This window comes from uncultured Veillonella sp. (genome assembly GCF_900545205.1).
Taxonomy (GTDB): Bacteria; Bacillota; Negativicutes; order Veillonellales; family Veillonellaceae; genus Veillonella.
The window spans coordinates 1-22,130 of sequence record NZ_UQYC01000027.1 but is presented as its reverse complement, the minus strand read 5'-3'; the positions used below and the strand labels follow the sequence as shown (position 1 = coordinate 22,130).

21 protein-coding genes and 1 pseudogene are annotated in these 22,130 nt (G+C 37.6%); all 22 read right to left on the bottom strand.

Annotated elements, in window-relative coordinates; all coding sequences use genetic code 11:
* Positions 1 to 57 precede the first annotated feature (57 nt).
* Positions 58 to 1,071 carry a branched-chain amino acid ABC transporter permease gene (locus QZR70_RS04245; RefSeq protein WP_295793335.1) on the bottom strand — a complete coding sequence of 338 codons (1,014 nt, stop codon included), beginning with the start codon at positions 1,069 to 1,071 and terminating at the stop codon, positions 58 to 60.
* Entirely contained in the window at positions 1,071 to 1,952 is an 882-nt protein-coding gene (locus QZR70_RS04240; protein ID WP_005387034.1) for a branched-chain amino acid ABC transporter permease, read from the bottom strand. The genes QZR70_RS04245 and QZR70_RS04240 overlap by 1 nt, the downstream gene beginning before the upstream one ends.
* Positions 1,953 to 1,968: 16 nt before the next feature.
* Complete coding sequence (locus QZR70_RS04235; protein WP_005387036.1) at positions 1,969 to 3,117, bottom strand: ABC transporter substrate-binding protein; 1,149 nt, start codon at positions 3,115 to 3,117, stop codon at positions 1,969 to 1,971.
* A 109-nt stretch (positions 3,118 to 3,226) separates the two neighbouring features.
* On the bottom strand, positions 3,227 to 5,146 hold the full coding sequence (locus QZR70_RS04230) for an ABC-F family ATP-binding cassette domain-containing protein (RefSeq protein WP_295793334.1): 1,920 nt from the start codon (positions 5,144 to 5,146) through the stop codon (positions 3,227 to 3,229).
* A 27-nt stretch (positions 5,147 to 5,173) separates the two neighbouring features.
* Entirely contained in the window at positions 5,174 to 6,454 is a 1,281-nt protein-coding gene (locus QZR70_RS04225; RefSeq protein ID WP_178886024.1) for a type II secretion system protein GspD, read from the bottom strand.
* Positions 6,455 to 6,543: 89 nt separating this feature from the next.
* Positions 6,544 to 7,374, bottom strand: a complete 831-nt coding sequence (locus tag QZR70_RS04220; RefSeq protein ID WP_295793331.1) for a hypothetical protein — start codon at positions 7,372 to 7,374, stop codon at positions 6,544 to 6,546.
* A 129-nt stretch (positions 7,375 to 7,503) separates the two neighbouring features.
* The gene (galE, locus tag QZR70_RS04215; protein ID WP_119206284.1) at positions 7,504 to 8,493 is read right to left on the bottom strand and encodes a UDP-glucose 4-epimerase GalE; all 990 of its coding nucleotides are present in this window, start codon (positions 8,491 to 8,493) and stop codon (positions 7,504 to 7,506) included.
* A 9-nt stretch (positions 8,494 to 8,502) separates the two neighbouring features.
* Complete coding sequence (locus QZR70_RS04210) at positions 8,503 to 9,939, bottom strand: glucose-6-phosphate isomerase (protein ID WP_295793325.1); 1,437 nt, start codon at positions 9,937 to 9,939, stop codon at positions 8,503 to 8,505.
* A gap of 84 nt (positions 9,940 to 10,023) precedes the next feature.
* Positions 10,024 to 10,302, bottom strand: a complete 279-nt coding sequence (locus tag QZR70_RS04205) for a DUF1294 domain-containing protein (protein WP_024065484.1) — start codon at positions 10,300 to 10,302, stop codon at positions 10,024 to 10,026.
* A gap of 20 nt (positions 10,303 to 10,322) precedes the next feature.
* Positions 10,323 to 11,246: an NAD-dependent epimerase/dehydratase family protein gene (locus QZR70_RS04200; RefSeq protein ID WP_105088996.1), complete on the bottom strand. Its 924-nt coding sequence runs from the start codon at positions 11,244 to 11,246 to the stop codon at positions 10,323 to 10,325.
* Positions 11,247 to 11,268: 22 nt separating this feature from the next.
* A complete protein-coding gene (locus tag QZR70_RS04195) occupies positions 11,269 to 11,994 on the bottom strand; it encodes a ribonuclease H family protein (protein ID WP_295793322.1) in 726 nt (241 codons plus the stop codon).
* Between the two features lie 9 nt (positions 11,995 to 12,003).
* Positions 12,004 to 12,495: a Cys-tRNA(Pro) deacylase gene (gene ybaK, locus QZR70_RS04190; protein ID WP_295793320.1), complete on the bottom strand. Its 492-nt coding sequence runs from the start codon at positions 12,493 to 12,495 to the stop codon at positions 12,004 to 12,006.
* Positions 12,496 to 12,575: 80 nt separating this feature from the next.
* Positions 12,576 to 13,574, bottom strand: a complete 999-nt coding sequence (locus QZR70_RS04185; RefSeq protein ID WP_105088993.1) for a nucleoid-associated protein — start codon at positions 13,572 to 13,574, stop codon at positions 12,576 to 12,578.
* A gap of 27 nt (positions 13,575 to 13,601) precedes the next feature.
* The gene (locus QZR70_RS04180) at positions 13,602 to 14,897 is read right to left on the bottom strand and encodes an AMP-binding protein (RefSeq protein WP_295793318.1); all 1,296 of its coding nucleotides are present in this window, start codon (positions 14,895 to 14,897) and stop codon (positions 13,602 to 13,604) included.
* Between the two features lies 1 nt (position 14,898).
* A complete protein-coding gene (locus QZR70_RS04175; RefSeq protein ID WP_119206289.1) occupies positions 14,899 to 16,005 on the bottom strand; it encodes a thiolase family protein in 1,107 nt (368 codons plus the stop codon).
* 66 nt (positions 16,006 to 16,071) lie between these two features.
* The gene (locus QZR70_RS04170; RefSeq protein ID WP_005387058.1) at positions 16,072 to 16,584 is read right to left on the bottom strand and encodes a biotin transporter BioY; all 513 of its coding nucleotides are present in this window, start codon (positions 16,582 to 16,584) and stop codon (positions 16,072 to 16,074) included.
* An 8-nt stretch (positions 16,585 to 16,592) separates the two neighbouring features.
* Positions 16,593 to 17,159: a hypothetical protein gene (locus QZR70_RS04165; RefSeq protein ID WP_005387060.1), complete on the bottom strand. Its 567-nt coding sequence runs from the start codon at positions 17,157 to 17,159 to the stop codon at positions 16,593 to 16,595.
* A 168-nt stretch (positions 17,160 to 17,327) separates the two neighbouring features.
* The gene (galU, locus tag QZR70_RS04160; protein ID WP_005387062.1) at positions 17,328 to 18,191 is read right to left on the bottom strand and encodes a UTP--glucose-1-phosphate uridylyltransferase GalU; all 864 of its coding nucleotides are present in this window, start codon (positions 18,189 to 18,191) and stop codon (positions 17,328 to 17,330) included.
* A gap of 13 nt (positions 18,192 to 18,204) precedes the next feature.
* Positions 18,205 to 19,758 carry an LptA/OstA family protein gene (locus QZR70_RS04155; RefSeq protein ID WP_295793315.1) on the bottom strand — a complete coding sequence of 518 codons (1,554 nt, stop codon included), beginning with the start codon at positions 19,756 to 19,758 and terminating at the stop codon, positions 18,205 to 18,207.
* Between the two features lie 37 nt (positions 19,759 to 19,795).
* On the bottom strand, positions 19,796 to 20,914 hold the full coding sequence (locus QZR70_RS04150; protein ID WP_039969271.1) for a hypothetical protein: 1,119 nt from the start codon (positions 20,912 to 20,914) through the stop codon (positions 19,796 to 19,798).
* Between the two features lie 108 nt (positions 20,915 to 21,022).
* Positions 21,023 to 21,469, bottom strand: a complete 447-nt coding sequence (locus QZR70_RS04145; protein WP_295793313.1) for a hypothetical protein — start codon at positions 21,467 to 21,469, stop codon at positions 21,023 to 21,025.
* Positions 21,470 to 21,723: 254 nt separating this feature from the next.
* A pseudogene (locus QZR70_RS04140) lies at positions 21,724 to 22,074 on the bottom strand (AIR synthase-related protein); the annotation flags it as partial.
* Positions 22,075 to 22,130: the final 56 nt, after the last annotated feature.

The window sequence follows — 22,130 nt, the reverse complement described above, 5'->3', positions numbered from 1 at the left end:
CAACGCCACCAAAGCTTTTACTTACGTCATTTAATTCTAATAGCATTCAGTTCCCTCCTATCCTTGTTTTTCTTCTTGTTGTTTACGTTTATACGCTTCAAAACGTTCTGTTAATACTTGTGATTCAGGAATATATGGAGCTTTTTTAAAGCCTAATTTACGGCTAATTTTATCTACCATAGATTCTGTTAAAATACCATCTGGGCGAACTGCCATCAAGATAACAAGCAATGCACCGTAGATGATGTCCCGATAATCGGATAAGAAGCGCAATACTTCTGGCAATAATGTAAGAATAAAGGAACCTAATACGGAGCCCCATACGACATTAGAACCACCAAATACAGGGAATAATAAGATTTGTACTACCTTATGGTAGCTAAAGTCTGTAGGATTGATAAAGTTTGTAATATGAGCATACAAACCACCGCCAATACCAGCGATGAAAGCACCAATGATAAAGGCCATCATCTTGTAGTATACAACGTTAATCCCCATTAATTCTGCTGCATGATCATCAGCCTTAATCGCTGCAAAGGCACGACCAACACGGCTATTATTAATGCGTACACAGAAGGCAATAATCAATACTAAAATGGCTAGCAAAATAATAATTGCCATTAAGTTGCCCCATGCAACAGCATCAATGCCCATTAAACCATCGATATCAAGTTCATAAGCTAAGTTTGTTAATTCTTGAGGAATGGATGGAATACCAGAAAGGCCTAATGCACCATTAGTAATATCCAAGTTCAAGAAAATAACACGTACCACCTCGCCAAAACCAAGAGTAGCAATGGCAAGATATAAACCGCGAAGACGTGTTGTTGGTAAACCGATAATAACGGCTACAAGACTGGCAACTAGACCACCAATGAGAATGCCTACAACGATAGGCAAATCAGCTTTCAAAGAAAGGATAGCGCCTACGTATGCACCAACGCTCATAAAGCCAGCAGCCCCTAAAGAAAGCTGACCACTTGCAAGTGTAAAGTAAATAGAGATACCCATGATGGCATTGATGATGAAGAACATCACGATCTGTAGATAATACGGGTTCAATAAATCCATTATGGTCTCCCCCCTTTATCTTTAGAACCAAACAAGCCTTGTGGGCGCCAGAATAATAATAGGATGATGAGACCAAAGGCCACAGCATCACGGAATGTAGATGCACCATAGGCAACAGAGAAGATTTCTGCTACGCCTAAAATGAAGCCGCCAACCATAGCGCCTGTAATATTACCAAGACCACCTAAGATAAGTACTGCAAGGCCTTTAAAGCCAATAATAACACCCATTGTAGGCTCAATAGCATTAAAGGACAAACCTACCAATACGCCTGCAGCAGCACCTAAGGCAGATGCAATCATAACGGTAACAGATATAATCATGGTTGGATTGATACCCAATAGAGCTGCCGTTTCTGTACTCATGGATACAGCTCGGATAGCCTTACCAATTTTAGTTTTCTTAATAACTACATTAAGAATTAACATTAACACAACAGAAACGCCTAAGCCAATAATTTGTACCATAGAAATTTTGAAAGCTCCAAAGTCGATTAGGCCACCAATATAATCTGGTGGGAAAGATCTTGTTTGAGGGCCCCAAAGCAATAATGCCAAACTTTCAAGGAAAATAGAAACACCAATGGTACTGATAAGTGGTGCCAAGTGAGACACCTTTTTCTTACGTAGTGGACGAAGCGCCACAAATTCTAGAAGATAACCAAGGATAGCACCGACAGCCATAGCTACGATAAGGGCTACAAAAATGTTAACGTCAAAAACAGTTACCATAAAAAGACCAACGAAGGCACCTATCATAAAGATGCCTCCGTGTGCCATGTTGATGATATTTAAAACGCCAAACACAAGTGTTAAGCCAATAGCGAGTACAGCATATAAGCTACCGAGGGTTAACCCGTTAACTAATTGTTGTAAAAACACTATATTACCTCAACTTTTATTTTTTTAATGCGTCAAATTGACCGTTTTTAATTTGTAAAACTTGAACTTCCATGGAAGGATCGCGTTTTTCGTTGAACTTGAATTGACCAGTTACACCAACGAAGTCAGCAATATTTTTCAAAGCTTCGCGGAATTTTTCACGATCTGTAGTAGAACCTGCTTTTTTCAAAGCTGCTTCATAGAGGTATACTGCATCATAAGCTTGAGCTGCGAATTGGTCTGGTTCTTTACCGTATTTATCTTTGTAAGCTTTACGGAAGTCTTTTACCTTTTGATCGTCTTTGTTAGGGAACCAAGGTGTACCTACGATAACACCATCAGCTGCAGCACCTGCAATTTTAATGAATTCAGGGCTGTTAAAGCCATTGGAACCAATTACAGGTTGATTCATACCCATTTCACGCATTTTTTTCATGATCAATGCGCCTTCTTGGTAAAGAGAAGCAACTACGATAACATCAGGTTTTGCTTGTTGAATCTTAGTTAATTGTGCAGAGAAATCAGTATCTTTATCTGCAAATGTTTCAGTATCAACAATTTGTACGCCTTCAGATTCCAATGCTTTACGAGCTGTATTATTTACAGATACCATTTGGTCATTGTTGTTGGAGTACATAATAGCTGCAGTTTTGAAGCCTAAAGTTTTATGTGCTTCTTTAATTGCAGTATCTACTGCCAAGGATTCAGGTACAGCATTACGGAAAATGTAATCGCCGATATCTGTAATACCTTCAGCTGTTGTAGATGTACCAAGAGCTACGATTTTGCTTTTGTTTGCTACAGGACCAGCTGCCATCATTTCACCAGATAACATTGGGCCGATAACAGCTACAACTTTATCCTTAGAAATTACTTTATTCATTGCATTAATTGCTTCGTTTTTATCACCTTTAGTATCTTCTACTAATAAGTTGATTTTTACAGCATTTGCATCAGCGTTAATTTCGCTTACTGCCAATTCTGCACCAGCTTTAATGGACTCACCATATGCTGCTGCACCACCAGTTGTTGTTGTTAACAATGCAATTTTAGCCTCATTGCTATTTGCATTACCTGCATCTTTATTACTGCCACAACCAGCAGCAACTGCCATTACACCAGCAAGACCAAAAATGGCTGCTTTTTTTAACATGGATTTATTCATGCTACACCCTTCCTTTGAAACATAAAACTTTAAATCTATATCTATATTATTAGAGTTTTCAATTTTTTGTCAATTAAAATAACTCTATAATAATATATACTATTATAAGTTATTCAGATAATCGTTCCCATTTCTCATACAATGCATCTAACTCACTTTGTGTAGATTCAATTTGTATGGAAATTTTGGACATTTCATCTAAATCTTGCTGTACTACAGGATTAGCCAATTGCACTTCGTACATCTTCATGGTTGCTTCTAAACGAGCAATTTCAGATTCTACCTCAGCTAATTGTTTTTCCACCATATATGCATTCGGTTTCTTCTGAGGTTCCTCTGTCGGTTCTGATGTTGAAAGTACTGGTTCAATAACTGAAACAACTTTATTTTCAACTTTATCACTCTCTGAGTTCTGTTCATTAGCTAATGCTAATAAATCTTCTTGTTCTTTCAGCTTTTCTTTATAGTACGAGTAATTACCGAGATATTCAGTAATTTTTCCATCATCTAAAACAATGGTTTTTGTAGAAACTTGATCTAAGAAATATCTGTCATGGGAAATAATAAAACATGTACCTTCAAATTGTTGCAAGGCTTGTTCCACAATTTCGCGCGTTGGAATATCTAAATGGTTCGTCGGTTCGTCTAAGATAAGAAAATTATCACCTTGAAGGAATAATTTTAATAATGCTAAACGAGCTCTCTCACCACCAGATAAGTCACCTACAAGCTTAAATACATCATCCCCTTTAAATAGGAATGAACCTAATACATTACGGGCCTTCTCTTCAGTGTAGTTAAAGTGATTCATAACCTCTTCTACTACCTGCCAAGAATCATGTAGTTCTTCATGCTCTTGCGAGAAATATCCCACTTGTACGCGATTACCGATATCTACGTGACCATTCTCAGGAAATAATTCACCTACAATAGTTTTTACGAGTGTTGATTTACCCGCCCCATTAGGACCAATAAGAGCTACTGATTCACCTCGTCGAACTACAAGTGATATATCATCAATGATAGGACTTTCACCATACCCTACTGATAAATGATCTAGGACAAGAACCTTATCCGCACTCATCGCTGCAGGAGGGAAAGAAAATTGTAAATGATGTGAGGTTACCGGTGCATCAAGTCGTTCTAAACGGTTAAGTTGAGACTGCCGGCCACGAGCCATTTTAGATTTTATACCTGCACGATATTTATCTATATAGGCCTCTGTCTTCTTGATGTACTCCTGTTGTTTCTCATAGGCCACCATATCTGCTTTCAAACGTTCATCCCGTTGTTGAATATAGCGGCTGTAATTACCACGATAGATTGTCGCCTTATGGTTATCTAGTTCTACAACACCAGTGACAATACGATCTAAAAAATAGCGGTCATGGCTGACGATGAGAATACCGCCAGGATAGGCAGATAAATAACCCTCTAGCCACTCTAACATGTCCATATCTAAATGGTTAGTTGGCTCGTCTAAGAACAAAAAGTCTGGACGGCGTACCAAGGCTTTAGCTAAATTAATGCGAGTCTTTTGACCACCAGAAAAAGCACTAGCTGGCTTATCTAAATCCTCATCGGTAAAACCAAGTCCATAAATGATACGTTTAGTCTTTTGCTCATAATCATAGCCACCTAGCCATTCTAAACGATTTTGCAAATAATCCAATCGCTGCAGATCCGATTCACTAGCTTCTTCAGACTCCAAACGCGTGGTAAGTTCTTTTAGTTGCTCCTCTAATACATGGACATCGGCCCAAGCTTTTTCAATTTCTGTAGCTAAACTATCATCTCCTAGATTTACATCTTGTTGTAAGTAACCAATACTGGCTACAGGAGACTTAACTACATTGCCTTCATCTAATTCTTCATAGCCTAATATGCATTTTAACAAGGTGGATTTCCCAGCCCCATTAGGTCCTACCAAGGCTAGTCGCTCACCTTCTTTTATCTCAAAAGACACATTGGAAAATACTTGGCGCACCCCAAATGATTTTCCAAGGCCTATCATTCGAATGCGTTCCATTCATAACCTCCTAATCATTACCCTTTATTATACCACAATTGCCCGAACTAATATTAGCATCTCTATAGAATCTTTTGTTTTTCTACTATGTCGGAATAATTTACCTAGTAAAGGAATATCTCCTAAAATAGGTACTTTTTGAATTTGATGTTGATCGCGATTATCCATAAGTCCACCTATAACAAGTACCTCTCCAGGTTGTAACCGCACCCGTGTATGTGCTTGCCGCGTACTAATTTTATAAGCTTTCATTTCGGATACCATGATAGGTGTACTTACTTCAGCGTGAATTTTTGCATCTACACCGCCATCCCCAGTAATAATAGGCGTGTAGTTTAACTTAATCCCCACCTCTTCATAACGTGTAGAACGCTTACGTTCGCCATTCACTTCGGACTCTTCTATAACAGGGATACGTTCACCGATCAAGATATGTGCTGTTTCACCATTTAAGGCCATAATAGATGGCTTAGCAATTAGCGCGGCTTTACCGGAACTTTCCATAAGACTCAACTCGGGTTTCACAAAAAATTTATAGGCTTCACCACCGGGTGTTTTACCAAAGGTAACGGCCCCGTAAGAATTAGTTTTATCTTCACCATGTCCTGTCAAGCTAAGCCACGACCACCGAATGCCTTGCTCCTTTGCATAAGATTGTTCCATAGCAATGACTGTCGCTTCTAATTGTACTTGCTTAGGCTCCTTATCTATAGCTTTAACCAGTGTTTCTACACGCCGTTTCTCTCCACTGGTCAAATGCATAATCACTTCATTTTGTTCTGAAAGTACCGCCATTTTATCATGTTTCACAACAGTGCCCATTATATTTTTTAAAGACTCTGCTGGCAAATGCTCCGGTGTTATAACATATAATTCTCTATTTTCAAGTGCTTTGTCATCTGGCTCAATAAGAATCGTATTATATTGTTTTGAAACGGAAAAATGATATAGCCTTCCTAATTCTTTTATAAGATCCTCTGGTGTTTCACCTTGCACAGTAGCCGTAATGTTACCTGTTAAAGATTCTACACCCATAACAGATATACGATAACTCCGACAAATCCCTAATACTGTTTCTTTTAGAGAAGCATTACGAACGGATATCGTAATTGATCCTTTTGATTTTCTCAGCTCGCCCTTTTCATTAATTACGTTATCCTTTTCTATGTCATTATTATTATTTGATTTACCATTACTAATTTCTCTATCTAGTGAGTCCCTATCGCTTTCTAGATTAGTAGTTACTGCTGGCCCTGTATTACTCGCTAATACTATAGAAGATTCCCCTAATGATGCATATAGAAACATAACCACTATTATAATTATTTTTAGTAGTATGCTAGCTTTGAATAGTTTTTTTCTTACTATGGTCACTCTACTACGTAAGCAATCCTTACCTAATTGATTTTTAACCACCGTGATGAACCTCCTTCAACGATTTCTACACCACTTGCACTTATATTAGAGACAGTAACGCCATGCCAAACCATCCCAACAGTAACCATTTGCTCCTCTGTACCTTTTCGTAAAATAGCAATAATCTCATTGCCCTCAACAATACCAACAAGTTCAACAGGCTGTTCCATACTCGAAGAATTTAACCTACTATGAGACTTTGAATTAATTTGATTATTAGTAAAATCATCACTGCTATCACTAATGGTTTTATCCCCTGTGTGTTTATTCTTATTCTGTGTTCTCCTGGTTTTATACCTATTAGTCCGTCCTTTATATGTATCCCTGCCTGAGTACTTACTATTATTAAACCCTTGCATATCATTAATGCTATCAGCCACTTCATCTACATCCTTAGTATCTTCATGTCTACCATGTACATCATTATCTGGTAAATCTTTAAAAACCTCTCTCCAAGGATGCCAGCGTTCCACGCTGCTCACATCATATAACAAACGGCCTTCACTTTTAGTTTTTAGATTGTCATCTTTTCTCGTTTCTTTAGCATCACTGTTATGATGTTTCTGTCTATTATGTGATATTCCTTCTGATGATTCTTTTGAACTTAATCGGGTCTGATTATTTTCCCCACCATTAACATGCTCAGGTTGTATATGAACACGTTCTTCTTCGTGAGGATATAAAACACCAACGATTAATATGCCAACTATAATTACAAGAAAAACAGAAATAATAATTTTATAGTGACGAATAATAAAATACTGTTTATCAATCCATAATTTAATGCGTTGTATATAATCTTGTAAGTTCATATTCCACCTCCTGCTGACATATTCTAGGAGGTCCTTTTAAATTCCTACAAAAAAATGACTCTACCAGTCACCTAGGTGACTAATAGAGTCATTCATTATATTGACAAATCAAAAGGATTTGTTCTTGTTTTATTTGCTTTTAAAACCATCAGGATGAGATGTATGCCATTTCCAAGCATCTTTGATAACATCGGCTACATTACTGAATTTAGGATCCCAACCAAGTAATTCTTTAATTTTTTCAGAGGAAGCAATCAATGTACCTGGATCGCCAGCACGACGATCACCATATTGAACAGGAATATCGATACCAGTTACCTCTTTAGCAGTTTCAATAATTTCCTTAACGGAGAAGCCATTGCCACTACCAAGATTAAACACTTGAGATTCACCACCGTTACGCAAATAATCCATTGCTAACACATGAGCTGTAGCCAAATCATTAACATGAATATAATCGCGTACACATGTACCATCAGCTGTATTATAATCAGTACCAAAAACAGTTATGTGCTCTCTTTTACCACGAGCTGCATCTAGCACAAGCGGAATCAAATGTGTTTCCGGATGATGATCTTCCCCAATCGTACCAGACGGATCTGCGCCAGCCGCATTAAAATAACGCAATGCAACATACGTAGAACCATAAATAGCACTATAATCAGATAGCATTTCTTCAATCATCAGTTTAGTACGACCATATACATTAGTTGGATGCAATGGCGCATCTTCACGAATTGGCACTATCTCTGGTTCCCCATAAACAGCAGCTGTACTGGAAAATACAAAATGTTTTACACCAGCATTACGAGCAGACTCAATAAGATGATATGAGCCAACTACATTATTTTCATAATAAATAGCTGGATTTACCATAGATTCACCGACCTGTGAATGAGCCGCAAAATGCATAACACCAATGATATTATGACCTTTCATAATATCTACTAATTTTGGATCTGCTATATCCATATTGTAGAACTGTACCCCTTCAGGAATTGATTCTACATGACCGCGCGATAGATTATCTACAATAATAGGTGTATAACCCGATTGTTGTAAGGCACGTACTGTGTGACTCCCAATATAACCAGCCCCACCTGTTACTAAAATATTCATAGTTCCCCCTTATGAATTCTCTCCATCCTTTACATGAGCCAATTTTGGACCGATGAGACGTTTATAAACTTCAACACCTGGTTGATCGAAAGCGTCTACACCAGCAAAAATAGATTCAAAGTAAACAGCCCAACAATGCATAAACATGATTTCCCCTAAATGGAATGCATTTAATGTTGGTACAGTTATCGTCATATTAAAGCGATTGTCACTAGATAAAGCCTCTCTATTAGCATCTAATGCAATATTGAGAATATCACAAATGCCTACATTACCAAGTGCTTGCAATCGTTCATATTGACTATGTGTATTAGGCACTACAAGATTATGTTGCCACTCTTTAACCTTAATAAATTGAACGACCTTATTAAGGCGACCTTCTTGATGCTCTTGTACTTGAGCATGCATATCCATAGTTCCTACTGCCGCAACTGGTGTACGACCATAAGGTAAGCATGTATTACTCATCTTACCTAACGATTCGGACAATAGCTGTACATACCAATCAGATAAGGAATGAAGGGCTTCCCCATAAGGCATAAACACCTCAATAATACGACCATAACGTTCGGACGCAATATATTTTAGCAATGCACTTAATAAAGCAGGATTTTTGAAAATATCCTCTTCTTGGCAAGCAGCATCCATTGAAGCTGCACCAGCTAAGAACCCCTCAATATCAAAGCCCACAAGAGCCGCCGTTACAAAGCCAACCTCTGTAAACACAGAGAAACGACCGCCAACACCATAGGGAATACTATAGGTTTTCCAATGATTTTCTAGTGCCATAGAACGTAGAACTGTAGGATGTTCATCATCAGACGTATCGGTAACAGCTACTACTTCATAATTTATATTCCGATCTTGCAATGCTTTTTCCAAAATCATGAAATTAGCCATTGGTTCGATAGTAGAGCCAGACTTAGAGGTGATAACGAGCATCACCTTATAGTCGGGTCCTTTTTTCTGAGCTTGATACTCTAAGGTACGAATAAGGCCTGATAAATAATCACCATCTACGTTAAATCCAGCAAAATACATCCGTGGATATCCGTTGCGTTCTTCCGTACTAAGATTATTCCAAAATGCACCACATTGAACATCAAAAATAACCTTACTACCCAAATAAGAACCACCAATACCTACAGATACAACTGTATCAATATTATGGCGAGCATAGTCCCTCAATTCATAAAGACGTTTTAGCATTGCAGGTGTATTAATACCATCTTCAGAAATATAAGGAAGTTGGTAAAACAATACCGGTTCAGGCAAGCCGTCCTTGGAAACATGGCCTTCTTCAAAGCCTGTAGAGCGTAAAATATTGGTATGGCGCCAAACATTTTGTATAGCACGCTCAAAGTTTATTACGTCTCGTTCTTGTATGCAACTTTCATTATATATGTTAGCGTAATCTAACTCGAACCCCGATTGTAATCGCAACATCAAATATCTCCTTCACTGACATTTTATGTACAATATTCTACTCATTATACCATAAAACAATGAATAAAATATTAGTTTATGCAATCAATTCACCCACAAACCATAACCAAACCCCACTGCATAAACAGACCATAACAATGCAATAGGGATAGCTAGTTTAAACTTAAGCTTTAAAGTCTTATGACGCCAAATAACCATGCCCAATAGCGCACCAAGGCCGCCAAAGGCAAATGCTAAAAATAATAATGTGAACTCTGAAATCCGATTATACCCCTTAATAGCACATAGCTTATCATATCCATACATGCTAAATACAATTAGATTCCATAGCCCTACAGTAACCCAGAATTGTGTATCACTCATGTCCCCAAACCTTATATACCTTACTTATGATGAGCTTTAAAATATTCTAATGTTTTTTGTAAGCCTTCATCTAATGTTGTTGAAGCTACAAATCCAAAATCACGTTCTGCCTTTGCATTACTTAAACGTGAATGTTTGATATCCCCTATGCGTTCGTCTTCATAATGAACCATAAAATCAGCACCACTAATAGATCTGAATCGTGTAATCAACTCATTAACAGATGTTCCCGTATTGGTAGACACGTTATAAATACCTGTACAGCTAGTATTGCCCATAGCCTTAATATTAGCTTCTACCACATCTTCTACATAAATGAAGTCTCTTGTTTGTTCCCCATCACCATATACGGTTAAAGGCTTACCTTCAACGATTAAACGATTGAAAATACTAATAACGCCACCTTCACCACCATCACCTTGACGTGGACCATATACATTGGCATATCTAAAGCACACTGTATTTAACCCGAAAGCTTCACGATAGATACGTAAATACCCTTCTGCAGTAAGCTTAGTCAAACCATAGAAGGATGATGGCATACCACTTAGTTCTTCTGTCAATGGTAATACTGCTAAGTCCCCATACACAGCAGCCGAAGAAGGCATTAAGAATTGTTCAACTTTCACCTTACGACAGGCATCAAGTACATTAATAAGCCCTAACAAATTAACATCACAGTCATAACTTGGATTCTCCATAGAGGATTGAACCATAGTTTGAGCAGCCTCATGAAATACAATAGAGGGCTTAAACTCTTCAAAAACAGATAATAATTTTGGATCTCGTACATCCATCTCAATAAATTGAGCAGAATCATGTACAAAAGAACGCATACCTGTAGATAAATTATCTATAACGAGCACATTGTGCCCCAATTCAATTAATCGATCAACGAGATGGGAACCAATAAAACCGGCTCCACCTGTAACACATATATTCATAACACCCTCCTTTCTGAGAAAGTTAAATTCCCGCGCCTTGTTTGGCTAGTATATCAGCCATTTCATTATATGTATCACCCGTATGAGCAGCTACCTTGTGAAAGTGTACGCGCACACGGTCTTTTATAGAGTCATAAAACGCAGCATAATGTTGAGTCAGTGCATTATTGCGTTTCCATCGTTTAATAGCCCACATTTCTATTCCCATATAATCATAATATAGGGAACATTCTGGAATACCACGGTCAATGGCATATTTCATAACATACATAGCAGCTAGTAGCTCACCAGCTACATTCCAAAATGATGTATATCGTTCATCATTCGAAGGAAATGAAAAAGTCTCCTTAGACCCATTCAAGAAGATAACGCCACCAGCGCCAACTGTATTGGTGCCTTTATTATAACTACCATCAATATAAGCAATAATATGGTCGGCCTTAGTAAAATCTGGTTTCACCACATCTGGAGATACCTTATTTTGAACTTTAGAACTAAATCCTATAGGTCTAGAATTCATAGATTTAGACTTAACTGCTTGTGGCGATTTAGGTTCGCTCCGTTTAGCACTCATGAAATCACTCAAGGATAATCCTGAATCATCTACAAAGGCACGTGCTTCTGCTTCTGTAGGGAAAGATTTGTAGATAGCACCGCCAAAACCCTTTACCTGTTTCTCACAATCTGCCCATGTAGTATAAACTCCTGGTACACGGCCTTGACGAACTGCATAAAACTTCTTTGCCATACGTACCTCTTAATGATCCATTGTAAGTGATACAAATTCAGCATTTACAACAGAGGCCAAGTTCTTTGGATTTACCTTCATCTGCATGCCTCGTAGACCAGCGCTTACATATACAAACTCTTGAGGCTCCATTGTGGCATCAAAATAGGTAGGAAATGATTTTTTCATCCCCACTGGAGAACATCCGCCCCGTAAGTATCCGGTAATACCTAGTAAGTCCTTAACATGAACCAGTTCTACAGACTTATTATGACTGACACGAGCCGCTTGTTTCATATCTAGCTCTTCAGCCACTGGAATACAGAATACTACAAACCCTGTTTTATCGCCCTTACCAACTAGTGTTTTAAAGACTTGTTTTTCATCGAGTCCTAAAGCTTCTACTACATGAAGGCCTGCAGCACGCTCTTCAGACCACTCATATTCGCTAATACTATAAGGTATCTTATGAGTATCTAAAATACGTAATGCATTTGTTTTTTTATGTTTCTCTTTACCCACTATAACCTCCATATACTAGCATAACAAATAAATTTAATCATACCATAATATATTTCTATCGATAAATATATTTTTCATTACTATTTATTTACGATTTTATTAATATTTTTTAGTTCAATACGCAAGGTTCCATCATCATTAGTTTTGATTTCAATGAACTCGCGATTTTTCATATACTCTACAGGAAAAGAAATTTCAATGCCCGTATCGGTTTTAATCTTATGATGTTCACCAACCTTCGTAGCAAACTCTCGATTAACAGGTAGAGGCCTCATCATATCCGCATCAGCTAATTCTTTCTTAGCCGCCTCTTGTTGAACAGGATTGGCTTTAAATACCTCTTCCACAATGCGAACAGGATCTACTGTATCAGATACTTCTGCATTTTTCGCAATCATAGACTTTGCAATCGTCAATTCAACGACACCATCTGACTCATGGGCTTGAGCCACCTTATCTACGATAGCTTTCACCTTTTTCACCGTATCTCTAGATGATTGGTTAGTGCCTAATTGCAAAACCTTATCTGCTAAGATATAGGATACTTCACCATCAAATTCACCTTTCGGTTCAAAAATTCGAACGCTAAAATCATGCAAATTAATGGATGCAAAGGCGCGTAACTTTTGTGAAGGCATAGGCAACACAGCCTTATGAGAAACAAGTTCTGTAGCTAAACTGCCATCATCTTCACTAAATAGTTGATGAGTAAAAGCATCATGAGCTTGGCACAGAAGAATGCAGATATAAGATGCATCCGTAACAGCTTCACAAATAATCGTATCGATAACAACGGAGTCCGTCGCTTGTTTCATATAGGTAAACAAGCTTTCACCTAAATTCTTAGATAACTCTATAAACTTGAGGTCTCCATTTTTATAATCGACTAATTGTTTACCAAATGGACTTGCATCATGCAAGGTACCTGTTCTAGCACCGGGGTCTTTGAACGCCTTAACTACATGATTTGCAATATAATCATGAATAGCTTGATCGCCAACCTTTAATTCATGTTCAGAGTATACAGCTAAAGAAGACGTAAAATCGAAAATCTCTAGCGCCGCTTTATTAATCTGCATGATGCCTCCTTATAATAGTAAAAACGATTACCCTTTATTATACCACTCTTTTAGCTTTCGTTTATCAATTTTTGAGCATTCCGTAAGAGGTAACATAGGAATAGAGTAAATCGATTTTGGCCATTCTATGGAAGGTCTATGATGCCGAATTATTTCCATAACATCGGCGACTAGAACATTATCCTCCAACACCATATATGCTACAAAATCTTCCCCTTTTACATCATCTATGATATCGATAATAGCTACTTCTGAGACACCATCTATAGATTGCAAATAAGTTTCCATGGAGGGAATAGATATTTTATAGCCCCCCTTGTTTACCACATCGCCTTGTCGCCCAGTAAACATAAGATACCCCTGTGTATCTATATAACCACAATCATTAACGGTATATGTATCGGAAATACCTTCAATATGATATTTTGTAGTTACATATATAACCCCATCATCTGCTTTAATTCGGACCGTTGGGAATGGCCTGCCCACAGTGCCTTCTCGGTCTAGCCACTCTTTACCTGTGCAATAGGTTATATAGTTAAGCTCAGAAGCACCATAATACAGAATAAACTCCATATTAGGACATAGCTGTTGCAACTGCTCCATCAAATGACGATCAAGCACTTGTGAGCCAGCAATAATATAGTTAATCGCAGATAATTTACATTTACAATGCCTTATGAGCAATCTAAGTTTTGTAGGAAGAGCATAGATATGATCTACTTCATATCTTTCAAGCAGCTCAATCCATCGAGTAGGACGCAAGGAACTGGTAGTAACAATAGTCCCCCCTGCCCATAAGACAGCAACAACCATATTACTAACACCAGTAAAACTAAAGCTGCCTTGCAAAAAGATTTTTGTATCTTCATTTATATGAAAGATATTATTTTGAATATCAAAAAACTCTCGCCACGATTCCTCTTTTCTCCACAACGGTTTAGGACGCCCCGTAGTACCTGATGTAAGTACACCAAAATCAGTTAATGGTAACACGCCTTCATCAGCTATAATATGAGCTAATTCGTCTATATACTCAGTATCCATTTCATTATGGCATACCATAGGAATGTAACATCTATACAATGCACCTAACCATTGTACAAGTTGTTCTAAAAAGGATTGACTCTGAATTAAAAGAACTTTATTTTTTAATGTTTCTTTAACTTGAGTAAGATGTACGATACCACTAGTATCATCAAGATCTATTGAAAGAATAGCATCATACAATTCACCATATGTATACTGTGTATCATCTACAATAAGAGCAACCTTATGAGGCTTTAAGTCTTTATATTGTCGTAACCGTTCAATAATTGTCATTTTACATTCGTTCCATAATCAAAGCAGTTCCTGTACCGCCTGCACCGGCAATAGCACACAAACCATAGCGACCATTACAAGATTCTAAAGCAGCCATACAATGAAGAGCTAATATAGCACCAGAACAGCCATAAGGATGTCCATACGCTAAGGCACCACCCAATTTATTATATTTTTCTAAATGCTTAGGATAGGCCTTATTGAAGAGAACATCAATGATAGCAAAGGCTTCGTTCCACTCTACTACATCAATATCATCCATCGTTAGACCAGTGCGTTTTAAAATCGCTTCTGTGCTTTCTAAAGCTCCTTCTGGACTAAACTGAGGATTTCCCGCCCAAGGCATAATACTATGAATTCTAAAGGGCCCTTTTTCATTAGATACGTATACAAAAGCCGCGCCATCATGAGTTAAACAAGCATTGCCTGCATTTGTAATGGAATTAGGTCCTAATAAAGGCTTCATACGTGATAATAGTTTCTCATTCATCTTAGGGCGAATACATTCATCTACACATGCTTTTCCATCGATGGTAATAGGCATAATATAAGATTGCAAATATGGATTATCTAAGGCCTCAATGGCCCGTTGGTGACTGCCAATAATGTATGGATATAAATCTTCCTTGAGTACATTATGCTTTTGAATCGTCCTCTCTGCCCCTTCTAACATAGCTAGAGGAGAACAATCGTTAGGGCTAAACTGAGCAACCTTATATAGGCCTTCACGATTATCACCAGCTGCATACATCCTATCGGGCTGTAATGAAGAACTTTCAATACCACCAGCAATAGCCGAATCCATAACACCTGATGCAATATGTGTATAGGCCATCTCAATACTCATCAAGGCTGATGCACATTGCATATCTACGGTAATCCCAGGAACAGAATTCGGTAAATTAGTCATGAGCCCCATAAGGCGACCAATATTCCCACCTGTACCAACTGCATTACCACAAAAGATCCCATCCACTTGTGAAATATCATAACGATTGATTAATTCATTAATGAGTTGAGCTCCTAACATTTCAGGTCTCATATTTCTATATTGTCCATGTAATACGCCTATAGGGATTCTAAGCCCACCATGAATATATACTGACATATTAGCTCCTATAAGAAAATGCAGAAAAGAGGCATCCCAAGGAATGCCTCTTTTCATTATTACATTCTAAATTTTAATTTTAGTTGCTAACCAAGAAGCAACGAGACATTTTACAATATCCCCAGGAATGAATGGGAACATTACTACAGGCAATGCCGCCCAAAGTTCAGTTTTTGTTACAATCATAAAGCCTGCAACGCCAAATAGATATACTACAGGAATAGTAATTACAAGAGAACGCCATGCATAAGAGAAAAAGCTCTTCTTAGAACCTTTGAATACGCTTAATAATGTATAAGCTATTGGCCAAGAGAAGATAAAGCCCCCTGTTGGTCCTAATAATTTGCCAAGACCTGCTGTGCCACCAACGAATACTGGTAAACCTACAGCACCAAGTAAAACGTAAATGATAAATACAATAAATGCATCCTTTGGTTGCAATAATAGACCTGTTAATGTAGCCACCAAAGTCAATGCAGTTACCATAGCCGGACTAAATGGCAATGGGAACGAAATATATGCTGAAATACATAATAAGGCTGTTAATAAAGCCATTTTTGTTAAACGTCTTGCTTCCATAATTACCTCTAACTAATACATCTTTGTTTTAAAGATGTTAAATCTTCATTTTCACCAAAAAACGTAGCAGAAAATGCCAATGTGTCACCTACATAACCTTCTACATGAGCATCTTCAGAGTTTTCCACCAAAGTTACCTGATCATCTGCAATAACGGGTGCATGAAAATAAATAGCCATCTGCTGTGCAGATTTACTAATATTCCAATAATTCCATAAATTTTCTAAAATCATACAACCAGGCACTACATAGGGCGATTCACGATGAATTTCATTGGTATCGTTAATATCATTTACAAATCGTATGATATCCTCCTTAGAGAAAGATATCGTCCGATCATTCTCTTCTTCATGAATTATTGAACGAATACGAAATTTTCTCGGTACCGGTCGTAAATCAACTATTAAAAAACCTGATTTGTCTAGAATACCAATTGTAGTAGTTTTAGCAACTTGATATAAAATACCACAGATAGATTGATCACTACCCGAAGCATCATAATGCATATGCTTAATAACACTATGCCCTGGTAATCCAAAATCATTATTACACAATGTTGTAAAGAGCGATCTCATATAATCACAGTCCTTTATTTATTCAATAAATTGATTATAATCAACATTATTTTATTAGTCAACAAAATCACCTTAGTTTTGTTGACAATAATACAAAAATATCGCCATTAAATAAAAGAACCCATGGTAACATCCACAGGTTCTTTCTTATATACATATATAGCTTCACTATTTAAGGTCTAGTTCTTTCAAATATGCTTTGAAGTTCTCACCTAACTCTTCATTACGAAGGGCATACTCAACAGTAGCTTTCAAGTAACCTAATTTATCGCCTGTATCGTAACGAATACCTTCATAAGCTAATGCATACGTATCGGTTTTAGATGCTGCTAGAGCATCAGTTAATTGAACTTCATTACCTACGCCTGGTTTTGTATTTTCTAAAATATTGAAAATATCTGGCGTTAAAATGTAACGACCTAATACTGCTAGTCTAGATGGTGCATCTTCTTTTTTTGGTTTTTCCACCAAATTATGAACGCGATATAAATTATCCGCTAATGCTTCACCAGATACAATGCCATAAGAGCTAACTTTATCTTCAGGTACAAATTGAGCCCCTAAGATAATACCAGGATGTTCATCGTAACACTCAATTAACTGTTTAAGACATGGATTTTCAGGATTATATACAATATCATCACCAAGTAATACAGCAAATGGTTCATCACCAATAAAGGCTTTTGCACATAGTACAGCATCGCCAAGACCACGAGGAGCTTTTTGACGAATAAAGTGAACTTTAATATCTGCTAAGTCTTTAATCATAGCCAATTGTTTATTTTTACCTTGGCTTTGTAAAAGCAATTCTAGTTCCACACTGCTATCAAAATGATCTTCAATAGCGCGTTTATTACGGCCTGTAATGATTAGGATCTCTTCAATACCAGAATCTAATGCTTCTTTTACAATATATTGGATAGCAGGTGTATCCACGATAGGAAGCATTTCCTTTGGTTGTGCTTTAGTAGCTGGTAAGAAGCGTGTACCAAAGCCAGCTGCTGGAATAACGGCTTTTCTAATACGTTGCATAGTTATCTCCTAATTAAAAGTCTTTGCCAACAAATTTGATTTTCCATTGATCATTATTGCTTCTATGTGCATCCTTATAAGTTAAGTACAAGTCAAAGGAATGTAAATCACGATGCCATGTATAATATACAGAGTCTATCTGACCACTCATCATATTTGTTTTAACACTTACAGACACATCATCTAAGCGAGTCAATTTATAGTTACCGCCATAGATGAGCTCTTTAGGAAGCTCTGTAGTATCAAATCGATATGGAGAGTTATTATAAGAAATATTACGTTGATTATAGCTAACCCATACATTAGCACGATTTCCCACTTTAGAGCGGAATCTAGCGCCCCAGTAAGGCATGCTACGAATCGTACCATCGTAACCATAGTAGTCGCGTTGGTAACCGCCCAAGAAGCGTAAATCAGCATTTTTACCAAGCTTAATTGGATCATGAGATATTTCTGTATAGTATTCTTTATGGGAACCTTTTACAGAACCTTCTTTCCAATAACCGGCATTAACGCCACCGCGTACAGTTACTGGTGATTTACCCACATGATACGTATGAGTATCTAAACGTGCCTCACCAATCTTTTCAACCCATACCGTTTCATCATTATATTCATTAGATTCTTTACTGTACCCAATTGACGCAGTAGCCCAAGGCAAGTAGTGTCTATAACCAACTTTTGGTTTAAAGCCTGATTTTGAATACCAGCGATAATCGATATAAGCTTCACCATGCTTACCAATTGGATAATCAGTACTACCATGCAAGCCAAGTCCATCATCACTACTATATGTAGGCTTTGGAACTAATGAGAATATACTGAATTTTCCTTCTTTATCATGGCGCAAGGATGCTGTATAAGAAGGTAAAGATAAAACCTTAAAGTTTTTAATGTAGAAAGACGGTTTTTTAATAATGACTTTATCGCCAGGATACACCTTGATATCTTGACCTTCTACACGATAATCTGGTGTATGTTTAAAGGACATCGCATGTTTTGTGGTAACCATGCCTTTATCCATATGACCAGTTTCACCATCAAATGTAGCATTTTGCCCCTTCACATAGTAAGGATCATTCCAACCAAACGCTTGGTCAGCTGTAAAATGACGGTCACTAGTCCGATATGTCATATTTTGACCTGTAATATCCTTTGTTTTACCGCCATTTTCCAAAAAGCGATACCCACCAACAGTACGGTATTCTGTAGTTTTTGTATTACCTTCTATACGTGGTGCCATCAAGGTTTGATTACCTTGAGTCACTACTACATCACCTTGTGCATATACATCACCAGTGGACCCAGTATAGGACATTTTATCTGCATCAATACGAGTCGGCAATTGTTCTGTAGGTTGATCAGACTTTGCCTTTTCACCACGACGTACAACACGGATATTACTATTTTCAGGTGTAGATGCTTTAGAGATTTCTCCAAGATAGGATTGATCAACGCTATCCAATTGATCTTGATATACCGTGGTTGACTCCGTAGCGGCCCATACTGGTTGTGCTAAACAAAAAACACATGCCGCTGCCAGCCATTGTACTTTACGTTTCCTCATGGTTACTAGAACTCCTCTTGCTTTAAGAATTTGTTAATTATTGATTACGCTTTACAACTACGATAGGTTGAGAAACATTTTCTACCGGTTCTTCTTGTTCTTCTACTGCTGCTGGTTCCTCTGTTGTTGTTTCATTTTCATCAACAGCCGCTTCATTAGTGTCTACAGTCTCTTCAGATTCATCGGCCGTATTAGGTACAGTTACTGCTTCAGCCAATTCATCATCACTGTGAGCCAAACCATCACCACCAATTACAAGACCTTGAATTGTAACAGAATCTTGAGGTTGTACATAAATAGTTGCACCAGCAGGGTATTCAATATTTTTACCCTTAACAAAGGCACCACCTACTAAGCCTACTGGTCCAAGTAAAACAGCACCAGCTACGGATGCACCAGCTGCTTTAACTTCACTGCGAGTTTTATCCTTAGCTTCTTTACCTTGTACTGCAGTAAATTCAGTACCATCAATAGCAGGGATTGTGTCAAATGTGATGTCTAATACACCATTACGACCAAAGGAACGAGCCTTTTTCAAGGATGTAATTGTACCAGATCCTACTGTACCTGCAGGTACCAATAACACATTGCCATCCATTACATTTTCAGCTACTGTGAAAGCAACAGTGTCGCCTTCATGGCTAGTTTTAGAAGAAACAGCGTCATTCAAGGTAACTTTGAAGACTTGGTTACCAGCTAATGTACCAACTTGGTTAGTAAGCGTTACATTGCTACCATATACTTTTGTTTTCAAAGAAATGATACGTTTTTGTAAAGAGCCGCTACCAATACGACCATTAACGCTACGTTCCATCTTTTCTACGCGATCTACAAGAGAACCTGCGTTAATGCTATTTTGATATGTATATTCAAGCGCATCCATTTCTTCGCGCAAAGAAATGTTTGTGCCACTACCTTCTACGGAGTTATAGAGGGAATCAACACGTTTGCTCAATGTAGCAGAATTGCCATTGAAACCAGTACCATACACGGTTTCATCAAGTTGATTAATGCGGTCCACTACAGCACCATCTTGTACTGCACCATATACAGTAGTTTCCAAAACATTTGTTTTCTCTGTAACTGTGCCAGGAGCAGCAAATGCAGTGCCTGAAATCAAGGATGCCATTAAAAGTGTAAGTACTTGCTTCTTCATAAATTCCTCCACAACGTATCTAATGTATAACTGTTATACAACAGAATAAGCACGGGCCTAAGACCGTGCTTATTCCCTGAGTCTACTATTTTATATGCTCAGTGGCCATTAAATTTTCAAATCGATAATCGCAGATACACCTACGCCTTGAACACGAGATGCACCAACTGGGTTTGTGCTATCAACAGGTACTAAACCTTTAACACGAACCATACCGTTAAAGCTACCTTCTACTTGGGCAACGGCTTTAACTTGTTCAATGCTAGATGCAGGACCAGTAACTTGAGCAGCACCGATATAACCTTTTGTACCAATACTGATGATAGGTACAACTTTAGTTGTATATTCTGTGCTTAAGTTATTTTGTTTCAATAATTTATTCAAGAAAGAGTCAATTTGTGGACCAAATTTGTTAACAACAATGCCGATACCACCAATTTTAGCTGCACCGCCAAGAATACTGCTAAGGCCGCCAGCTTGAGTAGTCAAGATACCGCCAAATGCAGTTGTAGTTAAACAAATCCCTAGAACAGCTGTAATAATCTTCTTTTTCATAATAAGCCTCCTATAGATACTTATATTTTAACAAATTCTATACATAGATTCTAGTGAAAGTATAAGAACTTACACATAAAGATACTAGCATTGTATAAAAGTCCGATGAACAATCAATGAATTTTACACAACTTAATTTAATGCTACCATCATAAAGAATTAGTGTCAATATCAAGTCTAACTCATACTCTATAGGCCTAAAATAGTTCTTATCTTTACATATCTTTACGACTTAGAGAAACTCAATTATATAATTAGCAGATACGAGGAACTTGATCTTCACCTAACAAGTCGATTAAGCGAACACCACCAATAGCAGTTTGCAAACCAACCTTACCAATATTCTTATCTAATGTTTTGCCAATTAGTACCGCTTCTTTACCTTCTTCGAAGCTGTGAAGAATAGATAGAACTTCATCTGTAACGGATGGATCTACCACGAGTACAACCTTTCCTTCATTTGCTAAATATAACGGATCATACCCTAAAATATCACAAACAGATTGTACTTCGGCGTGAATTGGTATAGCCGCTTCTTCTACCTTAATCCCCACTTGGCTTTGATCTGCAATTTCTTTTAACACAGTACCTAAACCACCTCGTGTATGAAGGCAAGCACCTTGTCAACAAGGAAGTGTCCAACAAGATTCCAGCCCAGCTG

Bases quoted from the DNA above. Each gene is read 5' to 3' on its own strand.
- QZR70_RS04245 (WP_295793335.1), bottom strand. From the start codon at position 1,071: ATGGATTTATTGAACCCGTATTATCTACAGATCGTGATGTTCTTCATC.
- QZR70_RS04235 (WP_005387036.1), bottom strand. From the start codon at position 3,117: ATGAATAAATCCATGTTAAAAAAAGCAGCCATTTTTGGTCTTGCTGGT.
- QZR70_RS04150 (WP_039969271.1), bottom strand. From the start codon at position 20,914: ATGAAGAAGCAAGTACTTACACTTTTAATGGCATCCTTGATTTCAGGC.
- QZR70_RS04185 (WP_105088993.1), bottom strand. From the start codon at position 13,574: ATGCAGATTAATAAAGCGGCGCTAGAGATTTTCGATTTTACGTCTTCT.
- galU (WP_005387062.1), bottom strand. From the start codon at position 18,191: ATGCAACGTATTAGAAAAGCCGTTATTCCAGCAGCTGGCTTTGGTACA.
- QZR70_RS04145 (WP_295793313.1), bottom strand. From the start codon at position 21,469: ATGAAAAAGAAGATTATTACAGCTGTTCTAGGGATTTGTTTAACTACA.
- QZR70_RS04195 (WP_295793322.1), bottom strand. From the start codon at position 11,994: ATGGCAAAGAAGTTTTATGCAGTTCGTCAAGGCCGTGTACCAGGAGTT.
- QZR70_RS04200 (WP_105088996.1), bottom strand. From the start codon at position 11,246: ATGAATATATGTGTTACAGGTGGAGCCGGTTTTATTGGTTCCCATCTC.
- QZR70_RS04220 (WP_295793331.1), bottom strand. From the start codon at position 7,374: ATGAACTTACAAGATTATATACAACGCATTAAATTATGGATTGATAAA.
- QZR70_RS04210 (WP_295793325.1), bottom strand. From the start codon at position 9,939: ATGTTGCGATTACAATCGGGGTTCGAGTTAGATTACGCTAACATATAT.
- QZR70_RS04175 (WP_119206289.1), bottom strand. From the start codon at position 16,005: ATGTCAGTATATATTCATGGTGGGCTTAGAATCCCTATAGGCGTATTA.
- QZR70_RS04205 (WP_024065484.1), bottom strand. From the start codon at position 10,302: ATGAGTGATACACAATTCTGGGTTACTGTAGGGCTATGGAATCTAATT.
- QZR70_RS04165 (WP_005387060.1), bottom strand. From the start codon at position 17,159: ATGAGATCGCTCTTTACAACATTGTGTAATAATGATTTTGGATTACCA.
- QZR70_RS04180 (WP_295793318.1), bottom strand. From the start codon at position 14,897: ATGACAATTATTGAACGGTTACGACAATATAAAGACTTAAAGCCTCAT.
- galE (WP_119206284.1), bottom strand. From the start codon at position 8,493: ATGAATATTTTAGTAACAGGTGGGGCTGGTTATATTGGGAGTCACACA.
- QZR70_RS04230 (WP_295793334.1), bottom strand. From the start codon at position 5,146: ATGGAACGCATTCGAATGATAGGCCTTGGAAAATCATTTGGGGTGCGC.
- QZR70_RS04170 (WP_005387058.1), bottom strand. From the start codon at position 16,584: ATGGAAGCAAGACGTTTAACAAAAATGGCTTTATTAACAGCCTTATTA.
- QZR70_RS04155 (WP_295793315.1), bottom strand. From the start codon at position 19,758: ATGAGGAAACGTAAAGTACAATGGCTGGCAGCGGCATGTGTTTTTTGT.
- QZR70_RS04225 (WP_178886024.1), bottom strand. From the start codon at position 6,454: ATGTTTCTATATGCATCATTAGGGGAATCTTCTATAGTATTAGCGAGT.